We start from the raw sequence: 25808 nt of genomic DNA on the forward strand, positions 1-25808 counted from the left end.
ACTTATGGCACAACTCTTGATGTAATGTTAAACATTGATTCAATGATTAAATATATAGTGGGTTTACGCCTGATAACCTGTAAGAATTACCCATTGGTATAAATGATATACAAAGTAAATGATAGAAAGGAGCCATCTAATGTCGCAGTATTTAAAGTTTTTCTTAATGATAGCCACATCAACATTAGTCATGTTTGTACTGATGTATTTGAATACTTATCAGCTAAGTCATGTTTTTTTTAGTGAAACTCGTACTTATATGGCGCTTTATATGGGAGCCACGATGGCAGTGATAATGCTACTTTTCATGCTCAATATGTATAAAGATAAAAAGAAAAATATAACAGTACTCATTGCTAGTGTTACCGTATTTGCGGGAAGTTTATTTTTAGTTCGATCACAAGCGACTGTTGATGATAGCTCATGGATGTCGGCGATGATCCCACATCATTCAATTGCAATACTCACCAGTGAAAGGGCAAAAATCAAAGATAAGCGAGTCCAAGAGCTTGCAACAAATATTATTGAGGCACAGCGTCGTGAGATTAAAGAAATGCAGTGGTTACTAAAGGATATAGAGAAAAATGGCCTAGCAGAAACTCAGGAGCAAGCACAATCTAGGACCGTACCGGATTTTAATGCTAAGTAAAATTTTATACCAATACATAAAAGGGAGCTAAACATGAGTAAATCAGCCCAACTTTTTAGAATGGCCACAGATGAGCATATTTGCCCGTTTGGTTTAAAATCAAAAGACCTACTAGAGCGAGAGGGATATACAGTTGATGATCAGCTATTAACTTCTCGAGAGCAAACAGATGAATTTAAAAAACAACACAGTGTAGAAACTACACCTCAAACATTTATTGATAATAAACGTATAGGTGGCTATGACGACTTACGCGATTACTTTGATAAGCCAAAAGCTGGGCAAGAAGGTACAACTTACACGCCCGTGATTGCGATTTTTTCGGTTAGTTTTTTGCTTAGTGTGGCATTTAGTTTTGCAGCGAATAATAGCTTATTATCAATGCAAACCGCTGAACTATTTGTAGCCCTAACAATGGCAGTGTTAGCAATACAAAAGCTTCAAGACTTATTTAGCTTTACTAATTCATTTATAACCTATGACTTAGTCGCTATGAAAGTAGTCAGGTACGCCTATGTTTACCCATTTTTAGAAGCATTTGTTGGCATTGGAATGATAGCCGGATTACCAGCCTATATTATTGCCCCTATTTCATTGTTCATAGGTGGGGTTGGTGCTGTTTCAGTGATAAAAGCAGTCTATATAGATAAACGAGAGTTAAAATGTGCGTGTGTAGGCGGTGACAGTAACGTACCACTAGGGTTTATCTCCCTAACAGAAAACCTGTTTATGATCGCTGCCGGTATTTGGATGTTTATTAAGTAAACAACAGCTTTAATTTAAAAACATAATGGTGTACTAGCTCAGACTTGATCTGACAGTTACCCGTTTTTCAATCGGTGACTTGTAGTGGTCAACTAATTTTGGCCACAGTTTTAGAATCTAGGTATCTAACTCGTTTTTGTCCAAAAACGAGTTTACCCGACCCTCCGCTTTTCGCTCAAATAAGACCCCGAAAAATGGCTCATATAGCTATCTAGGCCAACGCTTTCAAAAACAGAAGTATATTTCCGATAACTACCTTTGAAGCCCTTGAAACGGAAGTTTGCTTCCGAAATATAGCAATATTGGCTTAAAAACCGGAAGTTTACTTCCGTTTTGTATTTTAAGTTTATAAGCCGGTATCTAATGAAAGCTCCGAAGCCCAGTCCACACTACAGAACAACATAGTTAGAGACCTATACTTTCACAGCGACTTTTTACTACATCATTTTGATTCTTTTGTAGCTTTGAAATCTTCTCAGCTCTAGTGCACTCCCAAGCATCAACAGGATACATTTTATCCCAGGCATTCATTAGCTGGCGTTGCGCTTTACTCATGTTGTATCGTTTATAGGTGTTTTCCATATACAAATAAGTACGTGCAATTTGCCCTCTAGCTATTTCAGGTGGCTCAGCTTTTCTCTCGTCAATTTTCATTGCACAAAGTCCAAAGTCGCTTTGAGCTGCTGGAAGCATAGTAAAGTTATAATTGCTTCTGAGAGCATTCACAGCGCCAATGGCCGGATAAAGGTTAAACATATCAGCTTGCATAAAACGATATTCTGTATTTACTTTTTCCGCACATCGTCGACCTTTAAATGATTTACCCTTACTATTTACACACTGCTTATGCCCATCTCGCCATTCGCTAAAAGTACGACCAAAGTTTTCTGCTGGAACAACGTGCTCCCATTCAATTTTTTTAGCTCGTTTGACGTACTTTGTTGTAGAAAAACCCATAGGTGCGGTTACTTTTTTACTAGCATCAAATGTCGCACCACAATAAAGGGTAATGCGGTGATTGTTATAAACCTGCTTTTCTAGAAGTCGTTTAGCTTTGCTGAAAGAGTCGATTTCTTGATTTGCTGAAGAGGCAGTAGAGAAAATAAGTATTGATAACAGTGTAATTGTGGATGCTTTCATTATGATTCTTGGTGCCTATTTCGGTTTAAATATTTCACATATAATAAATGAGTTAATAAACTAGTTCTCATTTGTGGTGACTGATAACTTTAATTGTAGAGCTCAGATATTATGCTTTTAAAATTCAATAGGAAAGCTACTTACCAGTCCATGTATTATCATTTTGGTACTGCCCAGAGCAAGCACTGTTATATGCAAATTGGCCCGTAGACTTATCTCGACAGCGCCAAACTAAGTTGTAGTTGCCATCATAAAACTGGTCCCACGCATAACCAGAAGAATAGTTATTTGACCCGCCAGCTTCTGCGGCAGCAACAGCTAAAACGACGACACCTACCGCAACAACTGCTGCAACAACGCCTTGAGCGATTTCTTTTCTGTCTTGCGCGGCGAAAATCTCACATTTGTATTCGGTGAGTGCTCTATATTTAACTTCTTTGTTGAGCGCGTAAATATAGTTCGCTTCATCAGTATCCTCAGCGATATAACCTTTAGTGAGGATATCTTTATCATTAAGGTAGTTTCGACACACTTGAGCATCTGTTAATTCAGAGTCACCGGAAATGATGGCGTGTCTAGAGGCTGAACAGCCAGTAATAAAGCTCAGTATCAGAAAAGATACAATCGTGTTTTTAACTAAAGTCATTAGTAAATTATTCCATAATTAAAATAAGCTTTGAGTAGGCTCATAATTCCTTCGCTAAATTTTAACAAACGGAAGCAAGTTTTACTAATTGTTATTAAAAGGGTTTTTAATATTAAAGCATGTAATCTGCTTACATCAGCTCTGATAAAGCTATCACCCTCACAAAAAGAATCTTGGCTTAATTACAACCTTAAATTATACTGTATATATAAACAGTATTTGAGGTGTGTATGTTCGTTATTCCAATTTATATTGAGGCAGGGATTTCGGGGTTTGAATCTCCAGCAGCAGAATACACAGAGCTAGGCATTTCTATCGATGAGCTAATTATCAAGCATCCTAACGCCACATTCATAGGGCTGGCCTCAGGTCAATCGATGCAAGATGTCGGGATATTCGATGGAGACTTGCTCGTTGTTGATAGAGCTGAAGATGTAAGTTCAGGCGATGTAGTTGTTGCGAGTTATAACGGGTCGTTTGTTTGTAAAATAATAGATAAAACAAACCGCTTGCTAATCTCAGCATCCAAAAGCTACAAATCTGTTTATGTTTCACCTGAAGATGACTTCAAACTCGAGGGTGTAGTCACAACCAGTATCCGCTTACACAAAAACAAAATAGAGCTCAGTCGATGTTTGCCCTCGTAGATGCTGTCGCTTTTTACGCGAGTGCGGAGAAGGTATTTGACCCTTCGATTCGCTCAAAACCGGTTGTAGTACTTACAAATAACGATGGATGTATTTGCGCCATATGTCCTATTGCAAGAAAGCTTAACATTCCTAAATTCCAGCCTTACTTCAAGATTAAAAACTATTTAGAACAGCACCATGTCGTGGTTCGCTCTTCTAATTATGAACTTTATGCTGATTTAAGTGAAAGAATGATGACAGTTATAAACAGATTTTGTGATGACCATTATGTTTATAGTATTGATGAATCGTTTTTACGTTTTACTGGTTTTTCTAAAATCATCAATGACTGGGCTGACTATGGACATATAATACGCCGATCTGTGTGGCGAGAAACAGGTTTGCCTGTTGGAGCGGGCTTTGGCACAACACCTACCCTAGCAAAAGCGGCCAACCATGCAGCAAAAAAACTATCTGGGTACAACGGTGTGGCCGTTATTAACGATGAAAAATCTCGTAAAGAAATACTCATGCGCATGGATGTTACCGATGTCTGGGGTATCGGCTCTCGTTTAGGGAAAAAGCTTAAGTTAATGCAGATTAATACTGCCTGGGACTTGGCTTGCCAAAACCCTAAAGCAATGAGGCGTATGTTCAGTGTTGTCGTAGAGAGAACGGTCAGCGAATTAAATGGTATTGCCTGTTTAAGTTGGGATGAAGTAAAACAAGATAAAAAAGAAATATACTCGACCAGAAGTTTTGGAGAAAGAGTCACTGATTTAACAACGTTAAAATCAGCCTTAGTAACACATGCCGCCATTGTTGGGCGAAAACTCAGAAGACAAAAGTCATTAACTAAGCGTATAGTTATTTTTGCGGCCAATTCGCCACATGAAGATGAGCATTATAAAAAATCACTTCTATATGAGTTTCCCATACCGACATCAGACACCAGCGTTATAGCGAAGGCTGTTTCCGCGGTCATTGATGAAATTTATAAACCGAATACGCGCTTTTATCGCTGCGGTATAGGGGCGATAGAATTAGAAAGTGAATCATTTCAACAAGCCGATATGTTCTCTGTGAGTGAGGATAAACCTAAAATGATGGAGTGCTTAGATACTATAAATAAACGTTATGGTGTAGGAACTTTATCAATAGGCAGTGAAAAGCTAACACAGACTTGGAATATGAAGCGGGCTTTCTTATCCCCACATTATACGACCCGTTGGACAGATATCCCTATAATTAAATGTGATTGAATTAATTAGGTTAAACCAAGTATTGAATATAATAACAGCATGTTTGTTTTATACGGATATGGAGAACCTTTATAGGTATTTACTTTATTAAAAATCTATTTTTACTTTGTGCATCAACTTAAACACAGCTATTAGTGAACACTGACAAATAAGTCACACTTAGCTTTATTTTAAGAGGTAAGACTCTAATTATCTCGCGTAACATTATTAACCACCCTTATTATGAAAAACAAATGACTTACAGTGTAATGACGGCAGATGTAAAACCGAAAGTTCGAAGGCTATAGTCTAATGATTAATTGTGTTTAAAGCTGTTGAAATTATGGGTTTATTAAGTTTTACTAAAGCTGATAAATGGAATAAGCAGGACATATTATGGAAAAAGTATTTGCAGTTTTAGTTGATGGTGAAAACTTTAAGTCAGAAGCCTTTCCACGGGTGCTAGCCGAAGTTGAAAAGCACGGTTCAGTAGCACTGAAGTGGGTATACGCTGACTGGACGAACGGTTGTAGTAAATCTTGGGAGAATGTCCTAGAGATAACCGCTTCTCGGCCCAAACAACAGTTTCACTATACTAAAAAAGATGATGCTGACCATGCCTTGATTATGGACGCAATAGAGTTAATTAATAATAACAAGCGTATAAACTCTGTGTGTTTGGTTACCAGTGATGGCGGTTTCGCCAGCTTAGCTCAACGTATAAGAGAATACGGCATTTACAGTATGGTTATAGGTGAGAAAAAATCACCTAAGAGATTAATTAGGGCTTGTGAAAACTTTGTCGATATAAATAACATAGATTTTGACGATATAGTTGAAACTGACAAAGATCTTGATTTAGAGGCTTTATTAATAAAAGCATATAATCGCGCCGAAATTGATGGGGAAGCTTACCTAGGTAATTTTGGAACTGCAATCAAACGAATTGATCCCTCTTTCGACTATCGTAATTATCAAGTTGCTAGTCTCAAGAAACTTATTAAAAGCTGTGATGATATTTTCCATATTACCCAAGAGACTAATGATCGCTTTTATTTCACTCTTAAGATGAAATTAGAAGGTGTCGAAGGCAAGCTTACCAAATGTTTTAAAGGTCAAGGGTATGGTTTTGCTAATTATAATAAAAGTAAGTTTTTTGTTCATAAAAGTGAATTCATTAACCCTGAAGATTGGAAAAATGTAAATCCAGGCTCAATAATCAAGTTCGAATTTGACGAGAAAAATTCGAAAAATGGGAATGAGATCCGTGCTTTAAATATATCCATCGCTCGTTAACTAAACAGCCATAACAATGATTTTCGACTATATTTTTGGCTTATGCCATCTATAGTCGTAAGTCCGACTACTTTTTCATAGTAACAAAAAGCCGTAGTATTTATAACAATAAATACCTTTAGGCTACCCATTTCACATAGTTGAGGTTAGAGCGAGTAGCGGACGGTCGGGTAAACTCGTTTTGGACAAAAAAGAGCTAGAACTTTTGCTATAGCTCCAATCGATTGGATTAGAAAAAAGTATAGTGGTTCATTTTTTAATGCGAGAAGCAATTAATGTCGCTCTAGCAGCTGTTCAATATGAGTGGCAATACAGCTAATAGATTCACTTACAGCATCTATAACAAAGTCAAAAGCTCTTCCATAGCCGACGCTCAAACTGGCGGTATCAAATCCAAGGTCTTGCAGAGTATCAATACATTTCTTAACTGCATCATGGGCATCAGCGATCCTAAGGTCGTTATTCAAGAACAGCGACGCTAGTCTGGCATTGCGTTTTTTCCAACCCTCGGGTTCATTTTCTGATGTAAAGCAATCAATAGTTTCATGCTGTTCGTTCAAAGACTCGAGGACGTTCAAAAGACTTTGCATCAACTTTAAGCTTCCTAGGTTTTTCACGTCAGCGCTTGGACACCCAGCATGACGAAGAAGTGACTTGAGAAAACCATTTGGAATTTTTTGAAGAATCTCATGGAGGCTCTTACACCGAGCCAAAAACATCTGTTGTGTCATATCTAGCGGTGCGACCTGAGCCAGTCGCACAAGAGATGGGTAATGCAACCATCCATTAGCATCTACTTCTTCTCGATTAAAACCTGTGAGGTCTTCAGGGGAATACAGTTGCCCAGTAGTTTCTCCTAGTGCTGATAACCCTTCTCCCATACGAAGCAAGCATTCTAGAAGTCTTTGCACCTTTATTGTTATATGCTCTTCATCTAAATCTAATTGTTCAACAACCTCTGGCTTTATCTCGTAATTATTCGCATGAACAATTTCTCTATCAGGCTTAGCCTTATAAAGCTCACGAATCGGTACTCGGATTAAGTTTCGCCCAACTCGTTGGCATTCAGTAAAGCTCCACTGCCCTTTATATGAAGGTGAACACCACCAGCGTCCATAGATGTTTATGGGTGTGGTGTCATAGAAGTTACTTTGCTCATATTTTTCGAGGAAGCGATCATCCAAGTAGACGTTATAGTCAACCATAAGCGCATTTGCCCTAGCATGTGTCATAGGCTCTTTGTCATCTGCCCAAAGCAAAGTCTCTGCGTCTTGCTCCAAGCATAGTTCTGGTAAAAGAGCTTCAACCGAAGCCCAGAGCTGAAGAAGAATCCCTCCTTTGTGTTCTCGGAGGTCTAACTCATACCATTGAGGGCCTTCAGTTGGTTTTAATACAATATGAGATTTACCATTCAATGATTCTCGCAACTCTGGGGTGTCTTCTAACTGAGCTTCGTAGAAAAAAACCCTCACGCCTTTAGCGCCTCGCAGCCACAAATAACGTCGGAGGTATTCATTGGACATTTTCCAGCATACATCGCGCTTCAAGTGACCTTGATACTCACTTGATACTTCTCCCTCAGCAACATCAAATTCTGGTAAGTTTAAGGCGTCATATATGAGTCGTTGTTCTTCATTACCTATGCAGCGAGGGGTGAGACCAAGAGTCATCCAAACTTTTTCAGCGAGGCTAAAAGTGTAAAAGGAAGCGTCCCCCCAAGCCGCGACTATGTAATCATACCCAGAGATTGAAGGAATGAATTGAGCAGACTCAGCCTTTTCTTCACCAAAAGGAACAGAGTAAGCCACAACACCTTCACCCGCCTCCCTCAATACTTCAATTGGGCCATCGTTACCCTCAGGAACAACAGCAATCTGAAGGTGTAAGTGTTCTGCACTTTCTCCATAAAGATCAGTCTCCTGCATGCAAGCGACCTCAACACGTAAATCAGGAGATAGACCTACAGGCTTCAGTAACTCTTTTAGTCTATGTGGCAAAATGGATTCTGACAGAGGGAACGATTCAAGATAATTGAAATTCATGGTTAACAACCCTGTTTTTAATTCTTATATGTAAACTGCTGAACCTGTAATCAGGTCACTAATTGCAATAGCAGCTCAGTTTATGCATAGTAGATTAGTATATTATTAGTATCATAAGCCCTGCATGAGGATTGTTGCAATGGATGTTTGTCGTCTTGGAAGTCTTATTAATTTTTTTTCAATGCCCTCTAAAAAAGAGGATTTTGCAGAGTGGGTATCCCAGAAGGATGTCGTTGATTTTTTAGTTAGTGATGCAAATGACGATGATATAATTCTTCATGCATCAGCAAAAACTACTCTTCTTAATACTGTCCTTGTGCTTAAAAATGAACTGTCTAAATCTGACCCTCATCAAATGGCTTCTTGGGATTATAACAATAGTGGATGGTCTATTTGTAGTGGTGGTGGTCGTGACAAATCGTGGGTCGAGCCACCACTAGAAAGTTGTAAACCTAGTGTTCTGAGCAAAGGTGAGCCTCTAATATTTAAGCGTTCTTTTCACGGAGTAAGAGGGCGAGAGAGCTACATAGAGGTCTCCGAAAAGTTCGTACAAGTTATGGATTTGCACTACATGCATGAACTGAATTCTTGGTGCAAACTTGATAAAAATGGTGATATCGACGAAGTCATCAAAATTCATAAGTTGGAAAGAGAAGGTGAAGAGTATGGCACTGTAGTTTCGATTAGATTCAGCGTATTAGCAGATTACTGCTACCTAACCGAAACAGCAGTCGTAAGGTTATTTGATGTAGATCGAATTGACCATGCAAACTTCACTAGCTGGGGCTCATCACCAGAAGAAGTCGTGGCTGAACAAGGTGTATTTGGCAAGCGAAAAATCATCTCTCATGCTAGCTACTTTAGAGGTGTTCAAGCATTTTCGCCGATACATGAAGGTAAGGAGGAAGATACCTCAGAAGAACAGCAGTATGCCACTTTCATTGCTCAAGATTGGAAGAACAAACGTGTTGAAGAGATATCATGTGCTCCATCCGCTATTGATAATTACTTTACAGACTCAGATAAAGCCTTTGAATTAAGTCCAGCATTCTTCAATGCTGAAGTCATTCTCAAATACAAGTCTGACACTGATAAATACACGTTAGAGGAAAGAGCAATAACATCTAGAGCTGGTTGGTATTTAAAGAGCTACGACATTAACGATGCTGGACAAATCCATACTTATCTAGGTGATCTACAGAAACTGCCATACTCAGAACAATTGCACTGGAAGCAATATAATGAGAAGCCTAAAACACCTATTTCGGAGAGATCTTTAGAAACCGACTTTATGGGAAATTGCTTTAAAGTTTGTAACCCCGTTGAAGATCTCAAACGAAAATTGGACGAGCTTGATTCCAAAGGAACAACTTGGTGGAGAATGAAAAACCGTGTTGTGAAGCAATCCCTCCACTCTGTTTATTCAAAGTCGGTCGATGAGTGGAAAGAGGAGATTTTAAGGTTGGATCAGGTATTAGTCGAAGGTTTAGTCAAGAAGCAATTGAAAGTTAATGCGAAGACGCTTGGTCAAAATCCTCCTGATAAAGATAGAGAATTGAAACTAGTTGAATGGTGCCTCTTAGGGTGTGGTTTTGATGCAGAACATGCACGTAGCGTCCTTAGTCCTTGGCATGATGCTCATAACCTAAGAAGCGTTCTCAAGGGACATATTTCAGGACAAACCGCTGAGCAAATCAGAATAGATGCTATCAAGGACTTTGGTTCACTTAGAAACCACTTCAATGACCTCTGTGAAAGATGCCATGAATCACTCTGTGTCATCTTCAATGCTTTAGAAGAAAATCAGCAAGACAAAACAGGCACTCAGAATATTTGAAGATAGAGTTATTCACATGATTTTAGCAAATCTAATGCCTAATTTGAGCGGCTGGAACTCATTTAGGGGCAGAAATGGGTTAAACCGGAAAGACAGCTCATGGAACGAATGCGTCTGTTCGATTTGGTTGACTCTATTTGTTCAAATCTGACAGTTTTGGTTAGATCTTATTAAATGAATACATTACGCGCTTATCTTGTTAAGCAAAAATGCTAACTAAATCACTGTTAAAAGAAAGTCCGCTTAAGCTATTTTCATTAACCAGAGATTTAAACGCAGCATTACAATAAAGTGCTGTCCCACCTTGCATGCATGATTTAAAAACAAGATTTTTGTCTGATTTAAATGATAAGGATTTGAGGCCATCCTCAATACCATTCAGGTAAGCCTTTTCAGTAAGAGATTCGTCTTCTTCTTCGAAAACGAGTGGATTAAATAAAATTAGCTCTTTATCACACCTAAGCGGTATAAATTCCCCGTAAACTTGCAGATAGTTCCCTAGGGCAATATACGCTTTATGGTTCAAAACAAGGTAATTCGTAAATAAGTTTACGTCGTAGGCTTGCTTTAAAGCTTCTTTTTCAACCTTGCAGCTAAATCCGTTTTTGACTATATCCGTTATTCTAGTTTTGCCGCTTGGAAAACCAATCTTGGCTAATATTACTGCTTCTTTATAACTGAGGTTATTTTCTTCGGCAATTTGGTCTGCCATCGATACGATATCTAGGTCAATTATATCGTATGTTCTATCTGGTTTGTGCAATTTATAAATATCGAGTTCCTTTCCCATAAGTAATCCTTTGTGAAGTAATATTTGTGCTTATTAAAGATTAATGAGGCCAGAATATCAACTCCTTCGGTAACGCAAGCAGAACCTCATTGGATATTAGCCAAATTTTATTAGGCTGGATTACTAAAGGAGTGCGCATTAGTTATACCTATACTCTATTCATTTATTAGCTTTTACTGTATTCATTTATTAGCTTTTAATGTATTCATTTATTAGCTTTTAATGTAAAACTAGCAACATTTACATAATACAGATTCTCATCTTTGCCTACCAAAGCCCCTTAATATCTTCCCTTATGTAGAGCTCACGACCCCCAAAAGTAAAATATAATAGATAGATTACAAGGCGTTAATCGCCTTATTTATCTTCCATAATATCTTTAAGTGCAATGCGCTTTAGCTTAGTACCATCGCGATACCCTTTTACTAACAATTCATCTAATACAGCGCCAGTGTAGAAGGTATAGCCATTTTCTTCATCAACGGGAAGCTCATAAACAGAGCCTGATATTTGAGGCCAAATCCAATAATTCCCACAGGCTGATAAGTGGGGTAGAACCATTGAACCTGAGCTTACTCTCCATTCATCATCATTTTTCCACGAACAAAACAACACATAGCAAGGTTTGCTATCAATAGTTTGAAACGTTAAAACAACCCACCCTTCTGGCTTGTGTTTCATATGTCACTCCATCTTGTTTACAAAAAAATTTAAGCTTCCATTAACCTTAACTTAATAAACGAGAACACCCCCTCTTTTTTCTTAAAAAAACACAAAAAATAAAAAAAAGCACATATTCACACTCAGTTAATGTTAATTGTAGTGGAGATTTATTGGATTTTAAGACCCAAATCGAAGAAGTTAGAAGAACATAACCCAGTGGTCTGACCAGTTTAACCTTCTCTATTTCTGCAATATCTGCAATCATAGCGACTGCCTTTTGAAAAGCATCAACCTTGCTGGGGCTAGGTGTGAAATTTTTAAATTTAAGCTTTTAGGAGCAGCACTGAATATTAATTTCGCTTTGGGTGTTTTACTTGAACATAACAACGTCATGTTAAACACAAACATAAAATCGGTTTGGATAAGGTAAAAACAACTCGAGAAACCTTCACAGTACTTTAAAGATAAATTTTTTTTGAGAATAAATAATTTGCTCGTAGAAAAAACATTGAACTTAACTTTTGAATTTTAAAGTGAGATTAACCCTTGAAAATAAAACAAAATTTTCAGTGGCTCCAAGGATTGATAAGCCTAATTATGACGAAAGGAATAATGTAAAAATGCTTACCAAGAACAACTATTCTAAAGATAAACCTTTTAATTTATCACCCATTATCTATAGTGTAAAGACATTTATTTTTTGGGAGGTAAAATTATGACCGTTACAAAGACGAACGCTAACGTTCACAGAGGTCGATTTGTTATACGATTTTACTCCCATAAAAATCAGTGCGCACTTAATCCCGAGTCATTTCAGGAGCTGATCCTGGCTTTTAAACTGGAATGTGACCCTAATGTGAAGCTGTTTGCCACCCAGCCTGAGCAAATAGAAGTGACTATAGACAAAAAAGTTTACCGCTATACACCCGACTTCTTAGTCCTATATCATTCTGGCTTCGCTGAATATATTGAAGTTCATCATGAGTCTCAGGTTGATAAAGAGTATCACTCGAAAATTCATCTTTTTAATGAGTACACCCGAAAAAAAGCACAAATAGGTTTACGGTTAATCATCGTCGATAAGCTCAATACTATCTTTATGGCGAACCTTAATCTGATAACAATGTATTACTCGGAGCATTCATTCCCATTAACAATGCTGCCTGATGGAGATTTAACCTTTGGTGAACTCATCGAATGCTTGGAGGGTATAGCTAAAAACCCAGTGTCAGAGGCTTATGGACTAATTGCATCAAATGTATATAAATTCGATATGGAGAAGCCGTTAAACGCCTCTACTACATTGATGCGAGGTCAACTCAAATGATCGGATATGCTACGGGCACTGACTTGACTAATAAGTACGGTAACGTTGAATCTATTGCGTTTGTTGACAGTACATCAATACTCCTTTCCGGTGATGGTATAGAGACTAAGAAGCGCCTATTACCTCGAGACGACTTTGAGAAATCAATTGATGATCAAGGCTTTATATTAAGAAGCGCACAGCATCCACATATTGAACTAACAGAATATCAAAAGTTAACGGTTACATCACGATTGATTTATCAATCTATCTTGAAAGAACTGGTTAGTGAAGGATACCCTGCTACAACCAAGAAGACATATGATGAGCTCATCAAACGAGTCGAGAGTCAACATCCTGCAACTATTGCCACAAAACACCCGCAATGGAAAACGGTATGTCGCCATTGGCGCGTATGGGTTCAATCAGATTTTAATGATGAGGCGCTTGCGGGAGTGAAGCGTAATAGGCCTATACGGCTAAATGCGGCCACTGAGGCTTTCATACAGCACTACATCGCTACCGTCTATTCGTGTAATAACTCTGCTTTCAAAGGCGCATATTACAGTAACTATAAACGAGAAGCGCAAGAAGCTAGCTTGAAAAATAATGAGATTCAAATCGCATCACAACGCACCTTTTACCGCCGGTTACAAGAGCTTACTGATGCCGAAAAACTTGCTAATTTTAAAGGCCTTTCACAAGCGGAAATCAATAAGCGACTAACAACGCTACGTAAACGAATAAAAACCTATTACGCAATGCAGCGCGTTGAATGCGACCGTGTTGTGCTAAATATGTGTTTAATTGACGACAAAACAGGTCTTCCGACACCGCCTATTTCTTTGTATGTAGCAATAGACGTATACACACGCGCACCTATCTCTGTGGTGCTTAGCTTTGAACCTGAAAACTCTGCCGGTGGGCTTAATCTTTTACGTCAAATATTTATGGCAGATAGTAATCTTACAATGAATGGACGTAAACCGACTACATTGATTATGGATAATGGCCCAGGGTTTAATAATCGTTTGATAAAAAAGGCTGCGGAGCGACTAGAGTTAAATATTCATTATACACCATCAAATCAACCTGCTAAGAAGCCATTCATTGAGTCATTTTTTAATGTGTTAAGAGATCACTTTTTTTCGGGTATGAAGATTGAAACGCAAAGTGGTGAGACGAGTATTGGATTTCAAAGTTATTCAGGAAAACGTACTAACCCGAACTCACTCGACACAATTCCATTAGCTAAACGTGCGGATATAAAGGTATCTGATTTTACAAAGCTACTGAATATATTTTTGACAGAATACATGCACAAACACCATAAACAGGCTGGCCATACGCCTATCAAAAAATGGAATCAGTCCATTATTGATACGCCTATGCCTTCATTCACATATGATCAGCTACAACATTGCTTCCACGTGTCCAGAGCCCAGGCCTCACATAAATTACAGCAACGTGGAACTATCAGATGTTTAGGTCAAGATTATTACAGTGATGAGCTAAAACAACTATACGCGGCTACTAAAACAGACATGGAGCTGGGTGAAAACCCCTCTGTTTATGTGTTTCATGACGACCTAGATGCCAGAAAAGTAACAGTTCAAGCAACACTGCCTGGCGAGAACAATCCTGTGGAAATAGTGGCTGATAATATTGACCATCATGATACTAAACTACCAGTCAGCTTTGCTGAACTAAATGGCAATCAAACTCTGACCCAACTCGGAATATATACAGAAACTTTCTCCCATACTCCTACTGGTCACTATGTCGGTGAAATAACTGAATTCGTAAAGCAAAAGCCCAAACGCAAACAGCACAGGGGCCCGAAGGTAGCGTCTTTCAATAAAAATACGAAAGAGAACTTATCCATTGTAGAGCGAATAAAAAAATCTCATAAAGTGAATGAACTTAAATCACAGATATCGCACTCAGGTGAACAAGATACCTACGCAGATACGATAGTGAGCAAAACCAGAGAAATGGCCTCTACCCGTTATAATGATGATGAAGGAAATGAAAAACAATGGTAACTATGCCCAGTACAATTTTCGCATGTGACATACAAATGAAGATATGGCAGAGGATAGCGGAAATCCACAATATGTATCACGTACCTTCAGAGGATAAACGAGCTCAACTTATTTATGGTGCCTCGGGTGCTGGCAAGACGTATATATTAAAGCAGTATCACGCTCAGTTTTTACCTGTTACTAAGCCAGAAAAAACGACAAAACCAATCTTTTATGTCGCTTTTAAGGAGTTTAAAAAAAGTACTGCAGAGATAACTCGATTTTTAATTTCAGAGCTAGAGGGAACAACACAAAACTCTCGCACTACTGCAGCTGAATTGGATGCCCAACTTATCTCACTTCTCAAAGACCTAGAAGTGGAGCTAATCATTCTTGATGAAATTCAGAATATTGCCTCAAGTTATGATGGGATAGAGTTTCAACGAATTATTAAATATTTTTGCTATCTGATCGATAGCAACAAGATCCGTTGTTCGATTATTTTCGCCGGTACAAGCAGTGCTAAGCGCCTTATTACATTTGGTAGAACCGCCGGTAAATTTGACGATGACGAGCAGATGTCTCGTCGACAAATGCGCCCCATTGAAATTAAGCCAATCCTTCCTAAAACGAAAAACTGGATTGCCTGTTGTAATTGGTTCATTCAACAAGTTGGGTTGCCAAATTTAACAAAGGATGAGCACAGTGAGCTACTTGATCGTATTTACCTTGCGTACAGTGAGCACACCATGAGTACAATGCGCGATTTATTTTTACGTAATAACACACGAAATGCAAAAAACTATGATCAGCTTATAGAAGCCTTATTTGAAAACTTTGAGAAATATGCAATTGGGGCTGTCAATCCATTTGATTATGAACTTTTAACAAAAAAACAATTAGATGCATATCTAAATGAGCAAGATAAAAACCTTAGAAGTCAGTTCTATTCGGGGTTATGCTAATGCGTTTCCCAATAAAACCCTCTTACTATGAAGCGGAGTCAGGTATTGGTTATGTACTTCGTTTACTTAAAAGAAATGGCATACAATCAGAATCTCGCGTACTCAATAAGGCTATGCTAACCAGTATCATCAAAGGTAGATCAACAAAGAACGAACTCCTTGATCACCTTATTCCTATAACTCGCACTTTATCATCATTAAAGATAAAGTGCTGGACACATGCGAGATTGCTAACGCCACAAGTTTGTCCAGATTGTGTTAACCAATATGGGTATTTTAGGGCCCAGTGGCAAAATCCATTTTTACGACACTGTATTATTCATGAGTGTGCCCTGTTATCCGAATGCCCTCATTGCAATTCACCGCTGCAATTTACCATTAATCTTCTAAATGGCCGCTGCACATCACCTTTGTGCGGCTTACGCTTAACGCATATGCCATTGAATAATCAATTAAAATCACCTGAACAAGTCCACGATGCATACCTCATAGCTAAAGTGATAGTTGACGATAGTAATACACGAACGAGTTTCCCACCAAAGGAGATTACCTCCACATTATTAAATAGAGCGGCTGATATTCTTAATAACCCAGATAGTGCTAGAGTATTCTTAAGTGAAAGGGCTAAACGTGTACCAACAGATCTACCGTTGAACATTGAGTTTCACAAAATTGAAATTATTGTTCAGAATTTGCTATGTGAATGGGGGTCATTATCCACACTATATGAAATGTATAATAGCGAGTATATTCGTTCAAAAGCTCCCATAACTCAGCTTTGGTTTGAAGCTCAAACAGCCTCCTCTATAATTGGGGTAACGTTTAAACAAATCGCTCTTTTAGTCGAAGTTGGATTGATAAGAACTGATTCAAAAAAGGCCTTAAGAACAGATACTCGCGTTGAAATATCAGGTGTTTATACCTTTTTAGCCGAGTTCAGCCACAATAAAGATTACGTCCCCCTTTCTGAGCTACGTCGCTTTATGGCTCTTCATAATATCTGTATAACTGATGTACTGATAGCTGCTAAAAATAAAGAATTATCAATAGCATACAAACCTTCATTAGACTTAATGCATTCCATACACGTTTTGCCTGAAGCATTCGATACCTTTTGTAAATTACATACTCAACTTATAAGAGATAAAACGATGTCCGTTGCAAACGTAGCTGAAGTCACCGGTATACCAAAGGTAGAACTAATGAGGTTGATTAATACCGGTAAGCTCAGGCCCGTTTACATTCATGGCAATAATTCAAAACGTATACTTAATTGTGATACTTTGAAGTTGGCGAAAACGCAAAACAAACAGCTATCACTCGACATTTAGTACTTTGTAATTTCAACTTTAATTTTTAGGCCGAGACATGTTCTCGGCCTATGCTTTATTAATAACAATAACGGCAGTTCACTAAAACTAATCGACTGAATATCAATAAGTTTAACTTTCCCTTTTTTAATAAAAGTTTAGTAATTTCATCCATAACTAAACCTAAATCAAACCAAATTTGAATTAACTCAACATTACAAATGAAGCTTCGCATATCTGCATTTTAACTTTCACTTAAATGGCTTCATTTCTCTTTATCCTAAAAATCCATTTTCTAATCGATTTACTACACTTTTACTAAGTAAATATTAGCGTATAGTGTTCGCCACTAATTTACCGAATACAGAATCTACTTAATTATGTGCTCATTAAAATCAAGTAAGAGTTCTTCAGTGCCAGAATGAGAATCTGCAAGGCAGAATGAGAACTTTTTGGCTGGATGAGAATTTGTGTTGGGGCAGTTTTTAGCTATAAATAATTCTCAATTTAAGAGGCGCAGTACCCATAAAGAACACAAGCTAAGTTATTGTTTTGAAATCTTATTACATGGCTGAGATTCTCAAGTTATATGGCGCCGATCAAAAATTTGATCAGTGCCACTTAAGTCGAGAATACACGGCGCATTGAGAAATTATTGATTTATAATGAAATATGGCACTTGAATTGAGATTTATTAACTTAATTACACTCTAAAAATAATTATGTTTTTTATTAGGTAAATTTCTTAAACAACGAGAAATCGCTTGAAAACATCTATTACAGTAAGTGATTTGAAGTGGTAATTTGCCTATCTGTTATACGAAAGCTAATCGGGTTTACTTCGAGGTAGAGTTTATTTAGGCCGATGCTTGCCAGAGGAGCGACAGCGCATCTTTATTTTTCATTACATAAAGAACTTCTATTCTTGGTCAGTTATAGCCGTGGATTGCATCACTCAATAATTACCGGCGGTCTGCTCTGTGCCAAGAGCGGACACTCATGATTAACTCGTTTTTGCTCCAACATGAGTCTTTGACAGCATGATCAATTACTCTCCATGCCATCTTTGGAATATTTTTTCTAACCTAAAGCAAGGGGCTAATCGGCCTGTGAGAAACATAGCTATTTGAAACCTTAGTGCCCTAATAGATATAGACTTTATGCAATCTATTTAATTTCAATGTAACCCTTCTAATTTTGTTGTGCTAGCATCGGAAGTATAATTCTGATTTGCATAAAGGAGAAATGCATTGGCCAGACGAGGAAATGGCTTAAGGACGGCTATAAAGGTTGTTAAAGCTATAGATAGAGCCAACAAACAAGCCACCCGCGAAGCTCAGCGTAGAGAGAAAGCTCGGCAACGTGCTGAAGCTCAAGCACTTAGAGAGCATGAAAGAGGTGTGCGTGAAGCTCAGCGAGAACTAAAGCTGCAAGTAAGACAGCAACAATCCGCAGCAAAGCAAGCATTTAAAAATGCGCTATCAAATGCAAATGAAGAGTACCAAGACCGCTGCGAAGAACGAGCCGCCCTTAGAAAACAATTCATACAAGAGGTTTTAAAGTAAACAATGGATAGTAATTTACTGATATTAGCAGCCATCTCTTTGTTGGCAGTTTTGCTGACCTATATAGTGGCGAAACGCTCTGGGGATAAAAAAGTTGGACAGTACAAGTCAATTAATGAAGCGTTAACGAAAGCTAAAGAAGAGCACGAGACATTAAAGAAAGCAAATGAATCACTACAGAAAACTACTGAGATAGCAAAGCAGGCGCTTTCCAAAATTAACGCTGAAACTGCCGACCTACAAGCTTTGAAAGGACAAGGTGACTTTCTTAAAGTTAGTATTCTAGAGCAGCAACAGTCTCTTGACGCAGCCCAAAACGCTCTAAATGAACTTAATGCCAATATTGAAAAGAGCGAACAGGATCTGAACGAGCTAATGGGTGGTATAGACTTGTATTCACGACTCGATGAATATACTGCTCATGGCCATTTTGAAATGCCACAATATCTCTACGAAACATCAACTCGCTATTCTGAAGAGATCAAAGACATACGGCAGCAACAAAAAGACATGATTAAAGCTAAGACCGCAGTCACCTTCCCAGAAACGAACGTTATTTCTAATGATAAGTCTTTGAATAAAAAAATCCTCAATGGTCAAGTTAAGCTAATGCTAACTGCGTTCAATATTGAATGTGACATGCTTATTGGCAAGCTTTCTCCAAGCTCATTTGGTCGTACGCTGGAGCGAATTGAGAAACTAGCAAACAATCTAGAAAAGTCAGCTGCGACACTGGAGTGTGGCTTTGATATTGACTACATCGAACTAAAATTTGAAGAATGTAAGCTTCAGTATCAATATACCCTGAAGAAGCAGGAAGAAATTGCCGAGCAGAAGCTCATCAAAGAGCAAATTCGTGAAGAGCAGAGAGCAATAAAGGAGTTTGAAAAAGCTATTTCTGAAGCTGAGAAGGAAGAAAAAATGTATCGAAGCCTTCTTGATAAAGCTCAGCAAGAGTTCGCTCAAGCTAATGAACAAGAACGTAGTGAAATGGAACAAAGAATAGCCATCCTAGAGCAGCAATTGGCCGAAGCTGAAGCCAAAGAAGAACGTGCCAAGAGTATGGCGGAACAAACTCGTAAGGGCCATGTGTACGTGATAAGTAACATAGGTTCCTTTGGAGAAGATGTTTACAAGATAGGTTTAACGCGCAGGCTAGAGCCTATGGACAGAGTTAAAGAGCTTGGTGATGCCAGTGTACCATTCCCATTTGACGTACATGCTATGATTTATACTGATGATGCACCTGCACTCGAAACAGCTTTGCACCGTGAATTCCATTCTCAACGTGTTAATGCAATTAATCTTCGGAAGGAGTTCTTCAATGTCGATCTAGAGGAAATTAAAGATGCCGTAGAGAAGATCGCTGGAGTAGATGCTGAGTTCAAAATGACCGCTCTGGCGGAAGACTATTACGAAAGCCTTCGTCTTAGTGATGCCGCATGATTTAACAGTTTTGTCCGCCTTCGAGTCAGCCAGAACAGCGCTGGCTCACCTTTGCCCAAAAACGAGCTAACGCAATAACTCTAAAAGCCGACTATGAGTGAAGCGGACGCCCACAATGACAAGTAAAGAAATTTATTTACCCAATTGTTAATTTATTGCATACCTAATAATTGAATGGTACTCTCATCACGCTAATTTATTTAATAAAACACATATGCGCAAACTTATCCTTATGACATTTATGCTATTTTTTCTAAGTACACAGGTGCTTGGAAGCGTTGTGTATGAGAATGAGCATAAGCAGCAAGGTGATATTCATGGTTTAATACATGAGTTAGGGCAGCCTCATAGTCATGATCACGACGATGAAAGTAACTTTAAACTGTCTTACTCCGTTGAAGCCTTTGAGCACATAGCACCTGATACCGATTGCTGTGTTTTTGGTTTAATTGATGCTTCACCTCGTCAGGCAAGTGACAGAAACTTATCAGGAACAGTTATTTGGTATGCTAGTAACTGGTCATCCCCACATCTCCAAAATATAAAGCCACCTCCAAGGTACTAATCCAAACAAACAAGCTAATCGAACCTCGTCGCAAATAGGCGTGAGGACCTGTTGTTTTTTTTGGATTAATTATGTTTCTTAATACATTATTGCTGCGATGCTGGCAGCGTGTTACTGCGTTCATTTTGTGCGTTGTACTTACTTCAGTCGTATTATCATCAATGGTATACGCGTCACCAGGTGCTCATGGCCCAAATGGTGAGCATTTAGATACTTCTAATAGTGTCTTAGCTTCTGCAAACCCTAAATTTGAAAGCTTTACTGAGACGTTTGAAGTATTGGGAGAGTTGTTCGAATCACAATTGGTAATTTACCTACACAATTTTAAAACAAATGTACCAATAAAGGGGGCTTCTATTGAGTTGGAGTCTGGACAACTCTCCGCAACCACAGAGTATTCAGACACTTTAAAAGCGTATCTTCTAACCGATCAAAAGATGCTAGAACTTTTAAATACAGATGGAATTCATGAAATAGTGCTTACGATCATGACACAAGATAGTGGTGATTTGCTTGTTGCTAATCTTGATATAACAAAGGCTCATACAACTAATGACCACAACAATGAAGACCATTATCACATTCCCTGGTTCGAAATCTTTATTGTACTTGTAGTTTTCTGTGTTGGCTTCCTTTTTGGTCGTATCAACAAGGGGAAAAAATCATGAGATTAAAGCATTCTAGATTTTTAAAACTAAGTCTTCTTTCTGTCAGCCTGCTATCTACAACATTAATTGCTTCTCCAGGTGCTCATGGCCCTAATGGTGAACACTTAGACCAAAACTCAAGTAAAGGAAATGGGGAGCTTGGCAGACAAGCAGATAGCTCGGTTTTAATGCCAATGAAGCACCAGGCTCTTCTTAATATCAGAACACAGTTTGCTGAAGTAACAACTGCCAATAAGCATGTGCAACTTCTCGGTATCGTTAGACCACACCCTGATGGTTTTGCAATCATTCAACCAAGCAGTGATGGTCGATTAGATGCACCAGAACAGGGCATGTATACCAGTGGAACGTCGGTCAAAGCAGGTGAGATCCTTGGCTATATACGCTATCAATACACAGCATTTGATTTAGCTAGTCAAACAAGTGAACTCGTTGCTGTTAGAAATCAAATAGCACAAACCAATCGCGATGTTGAAAGGCTTAGAAAGCTTGGTGATTTAGCCTCTAAGCAAGAAAGAGAGCAATTAGAAACCCAGCTAACTACTTTTAAACAGCAAGAAAGCGTGCTTAAGCAAGGTATCGAAAAATCTGAAGCTCTTATTGCACCAATTGATGGTGTACTAGTCAATAAATCAGTATCTAGAGGTCAATGGGTTGAGGCTGGAAAGACGCTTTTTGAAATAGTCTCTCCTAGAAAGTTTGTAGTAGAAGCTACTACGAGCAATAGCAATTTGTTGAGTAAATTTACTACGGCTGAAATTACACAATTGCCTAATGTGAAGCTCAATTATAAGGGATATTCTCCAGAACTTGTGAATGGACTAATTCATGCAAATTTTGAATCGTTAAATAGTGCGGATAATAAGAACCTATATATAAATAAACCCGTTACGCTTAAAGCCCCTTTAAACGAAACCATTGAAGGAATTGTTTTACCTGCTAAGGCCATAGTGTTAAGCGCAAACAACTTACCTCAAGTTTGGATAAAGTTATCAGCGGAGCGATTCTTACCACAAATAGTCGAATATGAAGAACTTGAGCCTGGTTTCGTAGTTATTACTAAGGGTTTAGGCACTGATAATCGCGTTGTGGTAGAAGGCTCATCATTACTCAATCAAGTAAGGTAGGCTTTAGGCATGTTTAATTTTTTAGTTAAGTCGAGTCTAAGTAATCGGTTGGTTGTACTGCTTATTGCACTAGTTATGATGGTTTATGGCTTGATGCAGGGACAAAAGTTACCAGTTGATGTATTCCCCAACTTGAACAAACCCGTTGTTACGGTTTTGACTGAAGCTGGGGGGATGGCACCTGAGGAAGTCGAGCAGCTAGTTACATTTCCATTAGAAAATTTACTTAATGGTGTGACAGGCGTTACAAGAGTAAGGTCTACATCAGGGATTGGTTTATCAATTGTTTATGTCGAGTTCGAGTGGGACACCGATATTTACCGTAATAGGCAATTAGTTTCTGAACGCTTAGATCTTGCATCTGAACAGTTACCATCAGGTATTACTTCTGTCATGGGGCCCGTTTCTTCGATAATGGGTGAAGTGATGCTTATTGCATTGCCAATAAGTGATGAGGAAAAAGGCAACCCTATGCAAGCGCGAGAGTATGCCGATTTCGTACTACGGCCTCGTTTGCTTTCAATTCCTGGTGTGTCTCAAGTTATTCCTATCGGTGGTGAAGTCAGGCAGCTAAAAGTTGCACCTAACACTATGCGAATGCGTCAGTTAGGTATTAGTTTAGAGCAACTTCAATCATCACTTGAAGACTTTGCTGCAAACTTTGGCGGTGGTTTTATTGATATCAATAATCAAGAGTATTTAATTCGTCACAAAGGACGCACGCTAGACATTACTAACTTGCAAAACCTTGCTGTTGGCTGGCATAAACAACAAGCTATTTTACTTTCACAAGTTGCGACTGTTGGTTATTCCCCAGCAGTCAAACGTGGTGATGGTGGCTTTAACGGTGCTCCTGCGGTTGTTATTAATGTACAGAAACAACCTTACACTGATACTGTCCAGTTAACCGAGCAAATTGAATTAGCATTAGATGAGTTGAAAACAGGCTTACCTGAAGGCATGGCAGCTCCTAAAGTGTTATTTAGACAAGCTGACTTTATTACCTCATCTATTGACAATGTAACCGAAGCACTGAGAGATGGTGCAATTATGGTAACGATTATTTTGTTTTTATTCTTACTATCAGTAAAAACAACGATAATTTCATTATTTGCCATTCCTCTCTCGTTATCAGTAACCGTTCTTATTTTTCAATGGTTAGGTCAAAGTATAAATGTGATGACTTTAGGGGGCTTGGCTATCGCTATTGGTGAGCTTGTCGATGATTCAGTTGTTGATGTTGAAAATATACTACGACGTTTAAAACAAAACGCGCTAGCAGAGAAACCCAAAACAGTCTTTGAGGTTATTTGGCGAGCGAGTGTAGAAGTTCGCTCAGGCATTGTATACGCGACGGCTATTGTAATCTTGGTATTCCTACCATTATTTGCTTTGCCTGGCATCGAGGGCCGGCTATTTTCACCTTTGGGCATTGCTTATATTGTCGCCATTCTTGGCTCGCTCTTGGTTTCGATGACGGTGACACCAGTGTTATGCTATTACTTATTGCCTGGTGCTAAAGTTATTCACCAAGGTGATAGTGTAATTGTTGCCAAGCTAAAGTATTGGCAGGGATTATGGATCGAATGGGCATTGCCAAAATCTAAGCAGTTGATTGCTGTTATTGGTGTGATAGCGGTATTAACAGCAACAAGTGTCACTCAATTTCCAAGAGCATTTTTACCATCGTTTAATGAAGGATCACTTGTATTAGGGATGATTTTCGAACCTGGAACATCACTCCAAGAGTCTAATAAAATGGGACACCTTGCAGAGTCACTTTTGTTATCTGTACCAGAAGTGTCGCAAGTAGGTCGAAGAACGGGGCGTGCTGAATTAGATGAGCATGCTGAGGGGGTTCATTCATCGGAAATTGATGTTGATTTGATCCCCTCAGAGCGTAGCCGAGATGAAGTGCTGGAAGATATTAGAGAAAAGCTTTCTGTTATTCCTGGGCAAATTGCAATTGGTCAGCCTATCTCACATCGTTTAGATCACTTGCTTTCGGGGGTAAGAGCGCAACTAGCGATTAAGCTTTTTGGAGATGACTTAGAAAGCTTGCGGATCAGCGCGGCATCAATTCGAAGTAAATTAGAGGAGATACCTGGATTAGTCGATATCAATATCGAAAAACAAGTATTGATACCGCAACTGAGTGTCAGACTTAAATATTCTGATTTATCGAAGTATGGATTAACACCAGGATCTGTGCTACGTCAGTTAAATATTCTTACTGAAGGTACAAGGGTTGCTGATGTGATAGATGGTGTTCAACGATTCGAGCTCGTTGTTCGGTTAGATGATCAAAATCGAACACCTGAACAACTAGGGCAAACACTTATAGACTCGCCTGCTGGAAGTATACCTGTTGACTACATTGCTGATATTCAATTACTAGACGGGCCGAATCAGATTTTACGCGAAAATGGACGAAGAAGATTAGTGCTTTACGCGAATAGTGAAAATGTTGACGTAAATGAGCTTCTAGCACAGGTGCGTAAGGCCATCGCTGAAGAAGAACTACCTAAAGATAGCTTCGTTAGTATCGAAGGTCAGTTCTTAGCACAAGAGCAAGCAATGAGATTGTTAATCGCACTATCAACCTTATCATTTGCACTAATATTTCTCGTTTTATACCTGCGCTATCAGTCGATGGTATTTGCCTCGATCATTATGTGTAGCTTGCCTATGTCATTGATTGGTGCAGTATTTGCCATGTGGTTTACCCATACACCACTATCAGTGGCATCAGTCGTAGGCTTTATTACTTTGACAGGTATTGCTGCTCGAAACGGCATTTTGAAAGTCAGTCATTACCTGAATCTACTCCGATTTGAAAATGAGTCTTTTAATAAAGCACTTATTATTCGAGGGGCTAAAGAAAGGTTATCACCTGTTTTGATGACATCGATGGTTACAGCTTTTGCACTCATACCGCTACTTTGGGCGGCAGATGAACCAGGCAAAGAAATATTACACCCAGTCGCCATAGTTATTTTTTCAGGACTAATGAGTTCAACGCTATTGGATACTTTGCTAACACCTTTACTTTATTGGAAGTTTGGCAAACGACCTACAGAGAAATGGTTAAGCACTAATTCAAAAGAATTGATTTAACGGGTTTCGTGTGGCAC

General features: G+C 38.7%; 21 protein-coding genes. 16 read left to right on the forward strand and 5 right to left on the reverse strand.

What is annotated here, in order from left to right:
- The first annotated feature begins 139 nt into the window (after positions 1–139).
- Both CWC04_RS04350 and CWC04_RS04355 read left to right on the forward strand, forming a co-directional pair.
- A complete protein-coding gene (locus CWC04_RS04350) occupies positions 140–649 on the forward strand; it encodes a DUF305 domain-containing protein (protein ID WP_064387011.1) in 510 nt (169 codons plus the stop codon).
- A gap of 33 nt (positions 650–682) precedes the next feature.
- Positions 683–1414 (forward strand): MauE/DoxX family redox-associated membrane protein, encoded by a 732-nt coding sequence (locus CWC04_RS04355; protein ID WP_055018909.1) that lies wholly within the window; start codon positions 683–685, stop codon positions 1412–1414.
- Between the two features lie 405 nt (positions 1415–1819).
- On the opposite strand, the gene CWC04_RS04360 is transcribed toward CWC04_RS04355, so the two are convergent.
- Both CWC04_RS04360 and CWC04_RS04365 read right to left on the reverse strand, forming a co-directional pair.
- Entirely contained in the window at positions 1820–2554 is a 735-nt protein-coding gene (locus CWC04_RS04360; protein WP_138684703.1) for an endonuclease, read from the reverse strand.
- A gap of 136 nt (positions 2555–2690) precedes the next feature.
- Complete coding sequence (locus tag CWC04_RS04365; protein ID WP_138684704.1) at positions 2691–3200, reverse strand: hypothetical protein; 510 nt, start codon at positions 3198–3200, stop codon at positions 2691–2693.
- Positions 3201–3430: 230 nt separating this feature from the next.
- On the opposite strand from CWC04_RS04365, the gene CWC04_RS04370 reads away from it, so the two are divergent.
- The 3 genes from CWC04_RS04370 to CWC04_RS04380 all read left to right on the forward strand — a co-directional run bounded on the left by CWC04_RS04370 (position 3431) and on the right by CWC04_RS04380 (position 6366).
- Positions 3431–3847, forward strand: coding sequence for a LexA family protein (locus CWC04_RS04370; RefSeq protein WP_138684705.1), 417 nt, complete (start codon positions 3431–3433; stop codon positions 3845–3847).
- A complete protein-coding gene (locus tag CWC04_RS04375; protein ID WP_138684706.1) occupies positions 3832–5091 on the forward strand; it encodes a Y-family DNA polymerase in 1260 nt (419 codons plus the stop codon). Before CWC04_RS04370 ends, CWC04_RS04375 begins: the two co-directional genes overlap by 16 nt.
- A gap of 375 nt (positions 5092–5466) precedes the next feature.
- Positions 5467–6366: an NYN domain-containing protein gene (locus CWC04_RS04380; RefSeq protein WP_138684707.1), complete on the forward strand. Its 900-nt coding sequence runs from the start codon at positions 5467–5469 to the stop codon at positions 6364–6366.
- A gap of 272 nt (positions 6367–6638) precedes the next feature.
- Here CWC04_RS04380 and CWC04_RS04385 read toward each other — a convergent pair whose 3' ends face one another.
- Positions 6639–8408, reverse strand: coding sequence for a hypothetical protein (locus tag CWC04_RS04385; RefSeq protein WP_138684708.1), 1770 nt, complete (start codon positions 8406–8408; stop codon positions 6639–6641).
- 139 nt (positions 8409–8547) lie between these two features.
- On the opposite strand from CWC04_RS04385, the gene CWC04_RS04390 reads away from it, so the two are divergent.
- On the forward strand, positions 8548–10245 hold the full coding sequence (locus CWC04_RS04390) for a hypothetical protein (protein WP_138684709.1): 1698 nt from the start codon (positions 8548–8550) through the stop codon (positions 10243–10245).
- A 199-nt stretch (positions 10246–10444) separates the two neighbouring features.
- On the opposite strand, the gene CWC04_RS04395 is transcribed toward CWC04_RS04390, so the two are convergent.
- Together CWC04_RS04395 and CWC04_RS04400 are read right to left on the reverse strand one after the other, a co-directional pair.
- Positions 10445–11035, reverse strand: coding sequence for a hypothetical protein (locus CWC04_RS04395; RefSeq protein WP_138684710.1), 591 nt, complete (start codon positions 11033–11035; stop codon positions 10445–10447).
- 357 nt (positions 11036–11392) lie between these two features.
- Positions 11393–11716: a hypothetical protein gene (locus CWC04_RS04400; protein WP_054981787.1), complete on the reverse strand. Its 324-nt coding sequence runs from the start codon at positions 11714–11716 to the stop codon at positions 11393–11395.
- A 697-nt stretch (positions 11717–12413) separates the two neighbouring features.
- Here CWC04_RS04400 and CWC04_RS04405 point away from each other — a divergent pair.
- The 10 genes from CWC04_RS04405 to CWC04_RS04450 all read left to right on the forward strand — a co-directional run bounded on the left by CWC04_RS04405 (position 12414) and on the right by CWC04_RS04450 (position 25791).
- Positions 12414–13025, forward strand: a complete 612-nt coding sequence (locus CWC04_RS04405; RefSeq protein WP_055011435.1) for a TnsA endonuclease N-terminal domain-containing protein — start codon at positions 12414–12416, stop codon at positions 13023–13025.
- Entirely contained in the window at positions 13022–15049 is a 2028-nt protein-coding gene (locus CWC04_RS04410) for a TnsB C-terminal domain-containing protein (RefSeq protein WP_055011436.1), read from the forward strand. The genes CWC04_RS04405 and CWC04_RS04410 overlap by 4 nt, the downstream gene beginning before the upstream one ends.
- Before the next feature lie 35 nt (positions 15050–15084).
- Positions 15085–15993 carry a TniB family NTP-binding protein gene (locus tag CWC04_RS04415; protein ID WP_223866401.1) on the forward strand — a complete coding sequence of 303 codons (909 nt, stop codon included), beginning with the start codon at positions 15085–15087 and terminating at the stop codon, positions 15991–15993.
- Entirely contained in the window at positions 15993–17324 is a 1332-nt protein-coding gene (locus CWC04_RS04420) for a TniQ family protein (RefSeq protein WP_161804172.1), read from the forward strand. Before CWC04_RS04415 ends, CWC04_RS04420 begins: the two co-directional genes overlap by 1 nt.
- A 1229-nt stretch (positions 17325–18553) precedes the next feature.
- Positions 18554–18868, forward strand: coding sequence for a hypothetical protein (locus CWC04_RS04425; RefSeq protein WP_138684712.1), 315 nt, complete (start codon positions 18554–18556; stop codon positions 18866–18868).
- A gap of 3 nt (positions 18869–18871) precedes the next feature.
- Positions 18872–20314, forward strand: coding sequence for an SNIPE associated domain-containing protein (locus tag CWC04_RS04430; RefSeq protein WP_138684713.1), 1443 nt, complete (start codon positions 18872–18874; stop codon positions 20312–20314).
- Between the two features lie 280 nt (positions 20315–20594).
- Positions 20595–20879, forward strand: coding sequence for a hypothetical protein (locus CWC04_RS04435; RefSeq protein ID WP_249326035.1), 285 nt, complete (start codon positions 20595–20597; stop codon positions 20877–20879).
- 71 nt (positions 20880–20950) lie between these two features.
- Positions 20951–21547 carry a hypothetical protein gene (locus CWC04_RS04440; protein WP_138684715.1) on the forward strand — a complete coding sequence of 199 codons (597 nt, stop codon included), beginning with the start codon at positions 20951–20953 and terminating at the stop codon, positions 21545–21547.
- Positions 21544–22674, forward strand: coding sequence for an efflux RND transporter periplasmic adaptor subunit (locus CWC04_RS04445; protein ID WP_138684716.1), 1131 nt, complete (start codon positions 21544–21546; stop codon positions 22672–22674). The genes CWC04_RS04440 and CWC04_RS04445 overlap by 4 nt, the downstream gene beginning before the upstream one ends.
- Positions 22675–22683: 9 nt before the next feature.
- Entirely contained in the window at positions 22684–25791 is a 3108-nt protein-coding gene (locus CWC04_RS04450) for an efflux RND transporter permease subunit (protein ID WP_138684717.1), read from the forward strand.
- Positions 25792–25808 lie beyond the last annotated feature (17 nt).

The organism is Pseudoalteromonas sp. S2893 (assembly GCF_005887105.1).
Classification (GTDB): domain Bacteria; phylum Pseudomonadota; class Gammaproteobacteria; order Enterobacterales; family Alteromonadaceae; genus Pseudoalteromonas; species Pseudoalteromonas atlantica.